Origin of the sequence: Pseudomonas sp. FEN (assembly GCF_904067045.1) — a bacterium.
In the GTDB taxonomy this organism is placed as follows: domain Bacteria; phylum Pseudomonadota; class Gammaproteobacteria; order Pseudomonadales; family Pseudomonadaceae; genus Aquipseudomonas.
The window spans coordinates 1-12,304 of the sequence record NZ_CAJFDC010000016.1 but is presented as its reverse complement, the minus strand read 5'-3'; the positions used below and the strand labels follow the sequence as shown (position 1 = coordinate 12,304).

Below are 12,304 nucleotides of genomic sequence, written 5' to 3'. Positions count from 1 at the left end.
GGTAGTCAAAGATGATCGTCAAGGAAAACCATGCCCCGTCCCACTGATACCAACACCACGCTGTCGTTGAGCGGTGCGGTCATGGCGCCGTTGTTCCCCGAATCCCTGAGCGGTGAAGAAGCGCTGAATCATCTGGGCGAGTTCACCGTCACCGGCTACTGTGTCGAGGCGTTGTCCATCGCCAGCGCCGTGGCCTCCCATGTGACCCTGACCCTGCATAACGACGCCCAGAAGCGCCCCCTGGACGGGCTCTGCGCGCAGATTCGCCAGTTGCCGGCCGATGCCACCGCCGAACGCTATGGTCTGCAATTGCGCCCCTGGCTCTGGTGGCTGACCCTGGCCAGCAACAATCGGGTATTCCAGAACCTGTCCACCAGTGACATCGTCACCAGCATTTTCAAGGCCCATGGTTTCAGCGACTACGATTTGAAGCTCTCCGGCAGCTATGAGCCGCGCGAATACTGCATCCAATACGGTGAGAGCGATTTCGCCTTTGTCTGCCGGCTGCTGGAGGAGGAGGGCATCTTCTGGTTTTTCAGCCACGCCGAAGGGCGTCATACCCTGATCCTGGCCGATAGCAATGGCGCCTTTGTCGCCTGCCCGAACGGCGCCAGCATCGCCTACCTCGGCCAGCAGATCGGCCGTCGGGAATTGCAGGGCATACGCTCGGCGCAACTCAGCCAGCAGGCGGTGTCCGGTGTCTATAGCGCCACCGACTACCAGTTTGTCACGCCTACCACTTCGCTGTACGGCCGGGCCGAAGCCGAGGCAGGGCCGTTGTCGGTCTATGAACACCCCGGTGGCTACACCGCCAAGGCGCGGGGCGATGCCCTGGGCAAACAGCGCATGGACGCCTTGCGTACCCAGGCGCTGCGCCTGATCGGTGAAAGTGACTGCCGCTGGTTGCAGCCCGGCTATACCTTCACCCTGACCGGGCACGATGACCCGGCCGCGAACATTGAATGGCTGCTGACGTCGGTCAGCCATGATGCCAGCCACGAACACTATCGCAATCGCTTCGAGGCGATTCCCAAGAGTGTCAACTACCGGCCCTTGCGCCTGACCCCGAAGCCGACCATGCATACCCAGACCGCCAGGGTGGTGGGCAAGGCGGGCGAGGACATCTGGACCGACGAGTACGGGCGGATAAAGATCCAGTTCACCTGGGACCGCGAGGGTGAAAAGAACGAGAACAGTTCGTGCTGGGTCCGCGTCGCCCAGGGCTGGACCGGCAAGGGTTTCGGCATGCAGTTCATTCCGCGTATCGGCCAGGAAGTGGTGGTGACCTTTATCGACGGCGATCCAGACCGTCCGCTGGTCACTGCCTGTATCTACAATGGCGAAAACACCTTGCCCTATGCGCTGCCGGCGAACCAGACCCAGTCCGGGATCAAGACCCAGTCCTCCAAGGGCGGCGAGGGTTTCAACGAACTGCGTTTCGAGGACAAGAAGGATGGCGAGGAAGTCTTTCTCCAGGCGCAGAAGGACCTCAAGATCAATGTGCTCAACGACACTAGCGCCATCGTCGGCCACGACGAAACCCTCACGGTACAGAACGCCCGCACGCGCACGGTCAAGGAGGGCGATGAAACCGTCACTCTGGAAAAGGGCAAGCGCACGGTGACCCTGCAGACCGGTAGCGACACCCTCGACGTCAAGGGCGATCGCACGCTCAAGGTTGGCGGCGACCAGACCCACACCACCGGCGGCAACTACAGCCACAAGGTCACGGGTAACTACCAACTGACGGTGGACGGCAACCTGACGATCAAGGTGACCGGCACCCTGACCCTGCAAAGCGGCGGCGACTTCAATGCGAAAAGCGATGCCAATCTCAGTGCCCAGGCCGGGATGGCGCTGAGCAACCAGGCCGGGACATCGTTGAACAACAAAGCCGGGACTTCCCTGGAAAACAAGGCCGGTACCACGCTGACCAACGACGCCGGAGTCAGCCTGATGAACAAGGGCGGCGCCGAGCAGACCGTGGACGGCGGGGCGATGCTGACTATCAAGGGCGGCCTGGTCAAGGTCAACTGAGGAGGGCATATGGACAAACCAGCCAAGGTCGAAGTCGTCAGCGGCGACAGCCAGCTCAACGCCACGCTGATCGGCGGCCAGTTGGAAGGTCCGGCCCGGGTCACGGAGAGCGGCCGGCCACAAGCGCTGCTCAGCTATCGCCAGGGCACGCTGGAGGGACCGATGCTGATTTATCACCCCAACGGCCAACCCTCGGCGCGGCTGAATTTCCGCAAGGACAAACTCGACGGCCAGGCGGTGTTCCACAGCCCGCAAGGCGCTTTGATCCGCGAGGCGCAGTACCGCGCGGGGTTATTGCATGGGCAGGTGCTCAGTTACTTCGAAGACGGCACCCTGGCCTCTCGCGAACACTATCGACAAGGGCAATTGCAGGGGCTTTACCAGCGTTTTCATGGCAACGGCCAACTGGCGGCGCGGATTGAATATGACAAGGGCCGGGCACTGGAGGGCGCACAATCCTATGCCGCGGACGGCCGGCCACTGGAAGCGTCGGGAAAACCCATGGCGCGTTGGAAGGCCTGGTGGTTGAGCTGGCGACAGCCGCCCGATGCCTGATCAGGGAATCAGCATCTGCACCTGGCCTGGGAAAAGGATCTTGATCACCCCGGCCCAGTTACACATCAACGTACCGTTGGCATCCAGCGCCGGCATCGGCCCCAGCAGCATGGTCGGTGCGCCACCCGGTATCCAGGGCGTGGCGGTCACGGGAATACAGGGCATCGGCACCAGCACCCCGAGTGCCGCCGCCGTGGCGGCCGCCACCGTGGGATTGGCCAGGCTCTGGCACATGCCGAACGGCATGATGTTGACCAGAGGAATATGGTCGAGCAGATTGGCTGCCGGCACGCCGGACACCAGGGTGCGGTTCTGTGGCAGCACGTTGAGCACACCGGGCGCCAGACCGAAACTGCATTGCAAGGTGGCGCCGGAACAGACTTGCGGACAGCCCATGTAACCCCCCTTGTGTCAGGCAGTCATCACTCAGTGCGGTGCCCGATGAATCGTCTTGAGCAGGTCTTCAGGGCTGATATGGCCGACGACTTGCTGCACGCCGCTGCCCGGTTGCGGCAGGTCGAGGATATGGCCCTTGATCTTGCCGATCACGTGCATCTCGCAAGGCTTGCAATCGAACTTCAGGGTCAGCACCTCGTCACCCTGTATCAGTTGCATCGGTGCGACCTTGGTACGCACGCCAGTGACCCCCTTGGCCTGCTTGGGGCAGAGGTTGAAGGAAAAACGCAGGCAGTGCTTGGTGATCATCACCGGTACTTCGCCAGTTTCCTCGTGCGCCTCGAAGGCTGCGTCGATCAGCTTGACGCCGTGACGGTGATAGAAGTCGCGGGCCTTCTGGTTGTAGACATTGGCCAGGAACGACAGGTGCGACTCCGGGTACACCGGTGGCGGAGTGGTTTCGGCCTTGCGGCCGCCGCGTGGGTGCGCGGCGATGCGCGCCGCGGTCAGCGCTTCGATGACTTCGCGGCGCAAGGTTTTGAGCTGCGAGTTGGGAATAAAGTACGCCTGTGGCGCATCCAGCTTGACACTGGTGGCATGGTACTGGGTAGTTCCCAGTTGGCCGAGCAGGTCCTGCAGTTGCTCCAGGGCCTGTTCCGGTTTGTTGGCAAGGCCGAACGGTCCGTCCAGGGCCACGCTGGCGCTGACGCCTTCCTCGCTGGTAGCGGTCAGTTCCAGGCGTTCCTCGCGCAGGCGAGCGATCCAGGAAAGGCCGACCCGGCGCTCGGCGGAAGTTTTGAGCAGGGCCTGCTGCCAGTTGTGGTCCAGGTTACGGTTCAGTGGATGGTTCGGCCGCAGGCCGTGCAGCCCGGCGGGCATTTCGTTGGGCTCGACGCGATAGCGGTAGCGCTTCTCGCCGTCTTCTTCGAACTCGCCCTTGGGCTCGGCGATATTGGCGCGGAAGCCAACCACCTCGCGCTTGACCTGCACATTGAGGCCGTCGCCATTGGACAGCGGATCATGTGTCACCACCTGCAGGTCGCGCTTGCCGACTTTCTCCACCACGCCTACCGGCAAGCCGGTGAAGGTTGGCGTGTCAAAGGCGCCAATGTCGATCTTGCGGTCGCTGACAAAATAGTCGGTGCTGCCGCGATGGAAGGTTTTTTCCGGATCAGGCAGGAAGAAGTGCGCGGTGCGGCCGCTGGAAGCCCGGGCCAGGTCCGGGCGGTCTTCGAGGACAGCGTCCAGGCGCTGGCGATAGTAGGCGGTGATGTTCTTCACATAGCCCATATCCTTGTAGCGCCCTTCGATCTTGAACGAACGCACGCCGGCCTCGACCAGGGCGCGAATATTGGCGCTCTGGTTGTTGTCCTTCATCGACAGCAAGTGCTTTTCAAAGGCAACCACGCGGCCCTGGTCGTCTTTCAGGGTGTAGGGCAGGCGGCAGGCCTGGGAGCAATCGCCACGGTTGGCGCTGCGGCCGTTTTGCGCATGGGAAATGTTGCATTGGCCGGAGAACGCCACGCACAACGCCCCATGGATAAAGAATTCGATCGCCGCATCGGTCTCGTCGGCGATGGCGCGGATCTCTTGCAGGTTCAGCTCGCGGGCCAGTACCAGTTGGGAGAACCCGGCCTGATCGAGAAACTTCGCCCGCGCCAGCGTCCGGATGTCGGTCTGGGTACTGGCGTGCAGCTCGATCGGCGGGATATCCAACTCCATCACACCCAGGTCCTGGACGATCAGCGCGTCGACGCCGGCATCGTAGAGTTGGTGGATCAGCTTGCGGGCCGGCTCCAGCTCGTTGTCGTGCAGGATCGTATTGAGGGTGGTGAACACCCGGGCGTGATAGCGCCGGGCGAACGTCACCAACTCGGCGATATCGCTCACCTCGTTGCTGGCGTTGTGGCGGGCGCCGAAGCTCGGGCCACCGATGTACACGGCATCGGCGCCATGCAGAATGGCCTCGCGGGCAATGGCGACGTCACGGGCGGGGCTGAGCAATTCCAGGTGATGCTTGGGTAGGGACATGTTTTTTTAGTCAGGCTTCACGGTCAAGGCGTGCATTGTAGCGGCGAAACGCTTGACCGGCACCCGTGTACTGCCCGGAGGTGCCCCTTCAGCGGGCGGGACCGCCGGATAAAGCCGCGGTCTCAGCCCTTGGCCGCCATCGCGGTGACTTCCACGCGCATGCCTTCGACCGCCAGGGCGGCTACGCCAACCGCGGCGCGCACCGGCCAGGGCTTGGCGAAGAAGCGCTTGTAGACCTCATTGAAAGCAGGTCGGTCAGCCATGTCGGTGAGGTAGATGGTCAGGTGCAGGACCCGCTCCATGGAACTGCCGGCGCGCTCCAGGGCGACCTTGAGCGCCTGCAGGGTGCATTCGCTCTGCAAGGCGATGTCGCCCAGTTCGAGGCTGCCGTCGGCACGAGTGGGGATCTGGGTGGAAACCAGCAGGCCGCCGAAACCGGCGACATCGGAGGAGATGGATTCCGAATCGGGGTCGGGGAGGAACGTGAGGTCGTGGTTGGCCATGGGGATCTCTGGATTGAGGTGGAATAGCGGAGAGTATGCCGACTTGCTCGACCTGTCCGCTATCCATCCCCTCCAGCCGTCGGGCGCAGGGGCCGGGCTTATCGGCTGCGTTCGAGTCGGCTGCGCACCGTCGCCAGGTAGTCCGCGCGGAATTGACGCAAGATATAGTCTTGGAAGTTCTCCTGTTCCAAGTCTTGCCAGGCAAGCTTCCTGGCGTCGCCTGAACGTTCGGTGGCGGCCACCGACATATGCGTGTCAAAGGCGAAATTGGCCTCCGTCATGGGCTCATATCCATAGCGCGACATGAATTCCTTGGCCAGGGTCTCGATAATTTCGATCTCCTGGGTTTTCAGCTGTCCTTTGAATTTATCAATGTTGGTGGTAATCGGCGCAAAGCAGTTGGATGACCAAAGCGCCGACATTTTTGAAATCTGCCGAGCCTCCTGTGACTCGGAGATATCGAGCATTTTATCGAGGAATTCAATTTCGAAAAAATGGCAGATCTGCCTGAGGGTCGCTTCTTCATTAAGAAGAAAGTCTTCATAGCGTATGGTCAGTACGCGTTCAGGATATTGCTCGATCAAGGATTGCGCCGCTCGATGCGCGGCCACCCATGTTTGTGCGTTGATCAATGTATCAAAGTCATGAATGATCGCGCGATTCATCGAGGCGACCTGGGCGCGCGGATCGCGTACAACGTTGAGCAGCAGCATCCGTGGGAAAAGTTGCATGAGCTCATGGGCGTAGTGCACATCGTCGAGAGACTTGTCCATCACCACTCGCGCTTGATGCTGCTCACCGGCACATAACAACAGTTCCCAGGCAATTCGATGCACGCTTCGCGGCTCGTGGCGGACGCGCTCAAAAATATCGACCGGATCGAAGGCGCTACCCGGCCATTTGACGATACTTGCCGCCTGCAGACCGACAATATCGACCACCATGCGAAAATAGGCATTGTCATCGGCAAGATCACCGTACAGCGGGACAATCGGCATGAAGTCAGCGAGGTGCAGTGGATAGGGCGAATAGAACTGTGGGTTCAGATTGAGACGTAGCCGCAGTGCGTGACTGCCGCATCGGCGCAAGGGGATCATCAATACGGGCCGCGGACGTGCGTTGCCATTGGACGCCGGTTTGTCAGTGACGTTCACATCGTTCTCCTTTGGAGAGCAGCGAGCTCAATATATTTGGAAGGTCATCAAACTTGCATACAGCTATTGCGGTTCAGGGCACATGCAGCATGGAGGAGGGGAGATAGCCGAGTTCGACCAAGGTGGAAATGATCAGTTCTACTGCCTGGCTCGCACTCAAACAGGCAGTATCAATGCGTAAGTCGGGACAGAGCGGTGGTTCGTAGGGCGCGTCGATCCCGGTCATCCCAGGCAGCTTCCCGGCCCGCGCCTTGGCATACAAACCCTTTCGGTCACGCTTCTCGCAAACGGCCAGATCCGCCGCGATGTGGATCTCGAAAAAGGCCGTCTTGTGCGTCATGGCCAACTCTCGAACGACCTGACGCGTGCTCGCATAGGGGGAAATACACGCGCATATCGCGACACCACCGGCTCGTGCGATCTCGATCGCGACAAAACCAATGCGCTCGACGTTGGCCTCACGATCCTCCTTGGAGAAACCGAGCCCCTTGGAGAGGTTATGCCGGACAACATCGCCATCCAGCAGGCTGACGGTTCGTCTGCCATCTTCGCGCAGTCGCACGGCAATGCCATTGGCGATCGTGGACTTGCCGGCGCCAGACAGTCCGGTAAAGAACAGCACAAAACCTTGTTGCTGTTTCGGGCGGTATGACTGACGCAGTTCCGCGACGATATCGGGCGTACTGAACCAATCGGGAATCTCGACACCGCTGGCCAGTTTTTCTATAACGGCTGTTTCCGACAAGCTCAACACGGCAGCGCCAGGTGGCACTTGCGAGGCAGGAACATAACGCCGCTCTTCCTTGAGATATGACATTTCCTCAAAGGCAAGCACCTGCAGGCCAATTTCCTGCTCATAGGCCAATGCCAATTCCTGGGCGGCGTAGGGGGGATAAAATGCGTTGCCGTGCTGATCGCTGCCAGGGCCGGCATGATCGCGCCCGATGATAAAATGCGTCGCTCCAAAATTCTTGCGAATCAGTGCATGCCAAACCGCTTCGCGGGGGCCGCCCATGCGCATGGCCAGCGGCAGTAATGACAGCAGGACGGTATCGGCGGGGTAAGATTTCAAGGCGTGCCTGTAACACCTGACCCGGGTGTAGTATTCGATGTCGTCCGGTCTGGTCAGTCCCACTACCGGCTGTAACAACAACGCCGCATTGGCCTGTTGCATGGCGCGCCGTGTCAATTCGATATGGGCACAATGCATCGGGTTACGGGTTTGAAAAGCGACGACTGCGTCCCAGCCACGACGTGCAATTTCGCGTTTGACTTGAAGGGGCGATAACCGCAGATCAGCAAAGTCATAGTGCGTAACCGGGTCAACTTTCCTGATGACGCCACCGACATTGAAAGCATGCTGACGAAACAACGCCGCCACGCCAGGATGGCTCTTATCCAGGGTGCCAAAAACCTGCAGCGCCTCGATGTGGTGGTCCGGTTGGTAAATGGAGTCGATCGACAGCACGGCCAGGGTAAGGCCTTCCGGATCACGTAGAGCCAACTCGCCTCCCAGCACCAGCTGCTCAGCCAATGTCTGCGGGATATCCAGGGTAATGGGCATTGGCCACAGCGCGCCGGAGCTCAATCTCATGTGGTGAACGACGCTGAGATAATCTCCCAGGCCCAGAAAGCCGGTCAGCGGGGCAAAGGCTTCGTTGACGATCAACTCCAGATCACAGAGCTGTCTCGCCGATAGCACCCAGAAAGGAAGGGAGGAGATTCTATGCTTCTCTTCGTAGTGCTCCATGATCCGTGTCTCCCTTTGCCCGTCCGAATTGGTCCGTTCCAGCGCGCAGCGCAAACCACGGTGTATCTATAACTCATTTGGGAGCACTTTGCCGCTTTCCTTCGGACACGACATAGTGAAATACAAACACCCGCCGCAGGCGAGAGTGCATTAGGTATCAGCTGGTTTCAGAACAACACTGCTGGGAGGGAGAGGCTCGGGTATTTCAGCGTCCGTGCTCATCCACGTGTCCCTTATATCGATAATAGATGGCCTTATGCCAGTCAGATTAGGGCTGATCTCGAAGGGCTGTCAATGGAAGCGCATAGAACAATACGGAATTGATTTTTATTAATTTAGTTATCAAAAAACCGGTTTCTCTGTGGATTTGACCTGGCTGCCAACGGTGTACGGGCCGATTTCCCGCGCGTCGAATTCGAGGTGTTTGAGCCGGCTCGGCACTTCGCCTGCCTTGCGCGGGCACTTGATATAAATCAACGCCTAGGCGCTATCAACGGAGGACTCTGGACGCAAAGCGCTATTGCCCGCGCCAGCGAGGCCCTCAAGGTTGTCGCTGGGTAGCGGCAAGCGTTGCCGCCCCTTCTGCCCGGAGCCAGATCATGAGCCAGTATCAGCGGTTGTTATTGATCATCAACCCGTCCCTGCGCCACTCTCAGGCCATCAGCCATGCCGCGGCTCTGGCCAAGGCCAGCGGTGCGAGCTTGCATATTGCCGCTTTGGTTAAATCGCTGGACATGTTGTCGCTGCTCGCGGAAGGCGATCGGGAAAAGGCTCGAGCCGGGCATTTGCAAGATCATCGCGAATGGCTGAAGGAGCAGGCGGAAAATCTCCGTGACAGGGGGATCGAGGTGACGGCGGAGGTGAGTTGGGCCGATGACATGCAGCAAGACATTCTCGATCACGTCGCGGAAATGCAGCCCGATCTGTTGATCAAGCAAGTGCAGCATGAGTCAGCACTTAAGCGTGCGTTCTTCACCCCGCTGGATTGGCGCTTGCTGCGCCACTGTCCGGTACCGGTCTATCTGATTGCTGGCGGTGGCCATGCCTTGCCGCGCAAGGTCGTGGCAGCGGTGGACGCTTCGAACAGCAAGCCACAGGACAATGAGCTCAATGAGCGGATCATCAAGCAGGCTTCAGATCTCGCCTTGCAGTGCGAGGCCGAGTTGCACTTGCTGTATGCCTGCGATATTTCAGCCGCCTATCTTGGAGACATGGGCGGCGGCGGTCTGACACTGTCGGAGCTTACCAGGCAGTTGCGCGAAGATTTGAAGAAATCATTCCTCAGGCTGGCGGGTCGATATGGTGTGCCCTCTGACCGTCGGCATTTCATTCAGGGACACCCTGTTTCGGTGTTGAGCGAGTTCGCCAATGAGCATCATGTGGATGTGATCGTGATGGGCCGAGTCCAGTCTCACGGCCTGGATAAGCTTCTGGGCAGCACGACCGAACACATCCTCTACCAGGTGCCTTGCAGCATTCTGGCGGTTTAGGGGGATGGTTTCTACGGAGTTCCAGACAGCCTGAGCGAGCTGGCGCCACGGCGCGATACTGGTTGCGCGAATTGTCACAGCAGGATCAGTTGCAGATCCTCGCCTTGATCAAGAGCGCGGACAACCTGGCGTATTTCTGGCAGGGCAGTTGGGTACAGGTTGCGCGAGCGGGTGCTCGCGTCGACTATTTTTTCGACCATACGACTTCATCGTCGACCGCATAAGGTCGACAGCCTCGATGGACTTTTGCACATTCATCCAAAGTAGCTTGCAGTGGTTCGTTACCGCCGGCCGAGGCATACCACGCGCCATCGGGGGCGATGGTAAAAGCGCGCGGTTTTTTAAGTGCCAGAAACTTTCGATAGCCCTCTCGGGCCACCGTGTTGAGGTAGGGAATGGCCGTCACATCCTCTAGTGCCGCAAAATGCGTGGGCGGAGGAGTTGGTGCGGGTTTAACCCATACCACCTCATTGTCCACGGCGTAGGGCCGGCAATTTCGCCCGGCTTTTTTACATTCGGCTAATCCCCTGCCAAGCGGATCAAAACCACCTTGTGTTGAAACCATGGTGCCATCGCCTGCAATCAAAAAGGCGCGAGGAAGCCGTTTTGTTAAAAACTGCTGATAAGTTTGCCGGCTCTGAGCGTTGATATACGGCACAGCATTCGTGTCATCGAGTGCCGCGAAATGCGTCGGTGGCGGAGCTGGTGTCGATAATGGCTTCACCCATACCACCTCGTTATCCACCGCATAGGGGTAGCACTTAGTGCCTTTATTTTTACAGGCGCGAAACCCGGCTCCGAGCGGATCGAACCCCCCGTGCATAGAAGCGACACCACCGTTTTCACCGATAAAAAAAAACACGCGGCATGGGTTGGGTTAAGAACGCTCGGTATTGCTGTCGCTCTTGGTCATTCATAAGCGGCACGGCGTCCACATCCTCGATGGCGGCATACCGAGTCGGCGGCGGCGCGGGTATGGGCAGGTACTCGGGGTGGACCAGTTGGCTAGGCAGCCCCAATTGGGTCAAGAAGGTGTCTACTTTTGCCCCCCAAATCGCCAGCCCCTCCGGAAAACCCAATAGATTATGCGAGTCTTCCATGAAGTCACCATACGCCACTAACTTGGCCGCACCACCTGCGGCGGTATACTCCGCATATGCAGTGCGCCAGGTCGACTCAGAGAACACTTTGTCATTGCTGCCATAAAACCAGATTGACGGAATGCTGGTATGTGCTCCGTCGTAGGCGGCGGCAACGGCCATGCTCTGTTCTGAGCTGGCACAATCAGATTCTTTGAGCCCGCCTGCAAAGTTAATTAAACCTTTGACGTTGGGGACATTGAGCGTGCCGAGTGCTAATGTGTTGAAACCACCAAAACTTTGGCCTGCAACAACAATACGTTGACCATCGATGTAAGGTTGTGCCGTCATATACTGGATGACTGCACGGATGTCTTTGGCATTGTTGATAGCGGTCGATATAAAGTCGCAACCATGGTGCTCTAGTTGCCCGCCCGACCCGGCAAAGCCACGCATCATGGGCAGCGCCACGGCATAACCGCGCGACAGAAAATAATAGGCGGAAAAAGTGAGGTGGTAGCGGGGATTATCCCTCGGCTTTTTTTGGCCGTCGGAACCGTGATTCATCACTACCAAGGGAAACGGGCCAGGACCATTGGGGGTCAGTACCGTCAATTGCAAGACAACAGGGCGCTCGTTATCACCGGGAATATTGAGCACGCGTTCATTCATGGAGGCCGCAGGCATCTTGCTAGCATCAAGCTCCTCATTCGCGGCGTAGGCAGGATTTGGCCCTTGTAAAATGACACAACACAAGATGGCTATTATTTGTTTAAATCGTGCAGGCATAAGTTACTCACCGCAACATTGTCGTTCTGCCCATTCTTTCAAGTGGAAGTACTGTGGTCAAGCGGCATATTGCCATTATTGCGAATAATGCAGGTCAAGGTGCCTTGAAGAACAGGCTTCAGCCCGCAAAGTCAAAGTCGGTCGAGAAAAAGGCAGTGAAGTGTTGACTAGAACGGTACCGGTACTGATACCTGGCGTAGAGGCGTGCGTCAGTGCCATCCAGATCTGCGGCAGGCGAAACGCTCAAAGCGTCTTTGCCCCTGGGCATCAGCGCCACATTCAGTTTTTTGGCAGGTGCTCGGTGTGCTATGTGGGAGGTTTGGCTGCTTTTGCAGCGTACCCTTAAGCAGATGAAATAATCAATATAAACGCTGGCTTTATATTTCAAATTTATCCAAAGGTGGAAGGTTTCTTGGGGTGAGAGTTTTTTTCTAGGCTATACTAAATTGATTAAGTGTACTGGTGGGTACTTTCGGATAACGGACTTATAAGTTTCGCTAGTCGCACAAGTTGTTATGTT

The 12,304-nt window shown here is 58.4% G+C and carries 11 protein-coding genes; 3 read left to right on the top strand and 8 right to left on the bottom strand.

Annotated features, from left to right (window positions below):
• The first annotated feature begins 30 nt into the window (after positions 1 to 30).
• Both tssI and PFEN_RS19015 read left to right on the top strand, forming a co-directional pair.
• A complete protein-coding gene (gene tssI, locus PFEN_RS19020; RefSeq protein WP_191488352.1) occupies positions 31 to 2,037 on the top strand; it encodes a type VI secretion system tip protein VgrG in 2,007 nt (668 codons plus the stop codon).
• 9 nt (positions 2,038 to 2,046) lie between these two features.
• Positions 2,047 to 2,592, top strand: a complete 546-nt coding sequence (locus PFEN_RS19015; RefSeq protein ID WP_191488351.1) for a toxin-antitoxin system YwqK family antitoxin — start codon at positions 2,047 to 2,049, stop codon at positions 2,590 to 2,592.
• Here the strand turns inward: PFEN_RS19015 and PFEN_RS19010 are convergent, their stop codons facing one another.
• The 5 genes from PFEN_RS19010 to PFEN_RS18990 form a co-directional block, all read right to left on the bottom strand.
• Positions 2,593 to 2,988, bottom strand: coding sequence for a DUF4280 domain-containing protein (locus PFEN_RS19010; protein WP_191488350.1), 396 nt, complete (start codon positions 2,986 to 2,988; stop codon positions 2,593 to 2,595).
• A gap of 30 nt (positions 2,989 to 3,018) precedes the next feature.
• Positions 3,019 to 5,019, bottom strand: a complete 2,001-nt coding sequence (locus tag PFEN_RS19005; RefSeq protein WP_191488349.1) for a peptidase U32 family protein — start codon at positions 5,017 to 5,019, stop codon at positions 3,019 to 3,021.
• A gap of 122 nt (positions 5,020 to 5,141) precedes the next feature.
• A complete protein-coding gene (locus tag PFEN_RS19000; protein WP_191488348.1) occupies positions 5,142 to 5,522 on the bottom strand; it encodes a RidA family protein in 381 nt (126 codons plus the stop codon).
• Positions 5,523 to 5,620: 98 nt separating this feature from the next.
• Positions 5,621 to 6,676, bottom strand: coding sequence for a sulfotransferase family protein (locus PFEN_RS18995; RefSeq protein ID WP_224771010.1), 1,056 nt, complete (start codon positions 6,674 to 6,676; stop codon positions 5,621 to 5,623).
• A 73-nt stretch (positions 6,677 to 6,749) separates the two neighbouring features.
• Complete coding sequence (locus tag PFEN_RS18990; RefSeq protein ID WP_191488347.1) at positions 6,750 to 8,426, bottom strand: bifunctional sulfate adenylyltransferase/adenylylsulfate kinase; 1,677 nt, start codon at positions 8,424 to 8,426, stop codon at positions 6,750 to 6,752.
• Positions 8,427 to 9,025: 599 nt separating this feature from the next.
• On the opposite strand from PFEN_RS18990, the gene PFEN_RS18985 reads away from it, so the two are divergent.
• The gene (locus PFEN_RS18985) at positions 9,026 to 9,916 is read left to right on the top strand and encodes a universal stress protein (RefSeq protein WP_191488346.1); all 891 of its coding nucleotides are present in this window, start codon (positions 9,026 to 9,028) and stop codon (positions 9,914 to 9,916) included.
• A gap of 74 nt (positions 9,917 to 9,990) precedes the next feature.
• Here the strand turns inward: PFEN_RS18985 and PFEN_RS31075 are convergent, their stop codons facing one another.
• From PFEN_RS31075 to PFEN_RS18975, 3 genes are read right to left on the bottom strand one after another with little or no spacing between them, the layout of a single operon-like run.
• Positions 9,991 to 10,116: a hypothetical protein gene (locus PFEN_RS31075; protein WP_263596617.1), complete on the bottom strand. Its 126-nt coding sequence runs from the start codon at positions 10,114 to 10,116 to the stop codon at positions 9,991 to 9,993.
• On the bottom strand, positions 10,101 to 10,739 hold the full coding sequence (locus tag PFEN_RS18980; protein WP_191488345.1) for a hypothetical protein: 639 nt from the start codon (positions 10,737 to 10,739) through the stop codon (positions 10,101 to 10,103). Before PFEN_RS18980 ends, PFEN_RS31075 begins: the two co-directional genes overlap by 16 nt.
• Before the next feature lie 19 nt (positions 10,740 to 10,758).
• Positions 10,759 to 11,784 carry a dienelactone hydrolase family protein gene (locus tag PFEN_RS18975; RefSeq protein WP_191488344.1) on the bottom strand — a complete coding sequence of 342 codons (1,026 nt, stop codon included), beginning with the start codon at positions 11,782 to 11,784 and terminating at the stop codon, positions 10,759 to 10,761.
• Positions 11,785 to 12,304: the final 520 nt, after the last annotated feature.

Bases quoted from the DNA above. Each gene is read 5' to 3' on its own strand.
- PFEN_RS18975 (WP_191488344.1), bottom strand. From the start codon at position 11,784: ATGCCTGCACGATTTAAACAAATAATAGCCATCTTGTGTTGTGTCATT.
- PFEN_RS18990 (WP_191488347.1), bottom strand. From the start codon at position 8,426: ATGGAGCACTACGAAGAGAAGCATAGAATCTCCTCCCTTCCTTTCTGG.
- PFEN_RS19010 (WP_191488350.1), bottom strand. From the start codon at position 2,988: ATGGGCTGTCCGCAAGTCTGTTCCGGCGCCACCTTGCAATGCAGTTTC.
- PFEN_RS19005 (WP_191488349.1), bottom strand. From the start codon at position 5,019: ATGTCCCTACCCAAGCATCACCTGGAATTGCTCAGCCCCGCCCGTGAC.
- PFEN_RS19000 (WP_191488348.1), bottom strand. From the start codon at position 5,522: ATGGCCAACCACGACCTCACGTTCCTCCCCGACCCCGATTCGGAATCC.
- PFEN_RS18985 (WP_191488346.1), top strand. From the start codon at position 9,026: ATGAGCCAGTATCAGCGGTTGTTATTGATCATCAACCCGTCCCTGCGC.
- tssI (WP_191488352.1), top strand. From the start codon at position 31: ATGCCCCGTCCCACTGATACCAACACCACGCTGTCGTTGAGCGGTGCG.
- PFEN_RS19015 (WP_191488351.1), top strand. From the start codon at position 2,047: ATGGACAAACCAGCCAAGGTCGAAGTCGTCAGCGGCGACAGCCAGCTC.
- PFEN_RS31075 (WP_263596617.1), bottom strand. From the start codon at position 10,116: ATGGTCGAAAAAATAGTCGACGCGAGCACCCGCTCGCGCAACCTGTAC.
- PFEN_RS18980 (WP_191488345.1), bottom strand. From the start codon at position 10,739: ATGCACGGGGGGTTCGATCCGCTCGGAGCCGGGTTTCGCGCCTGTAAA.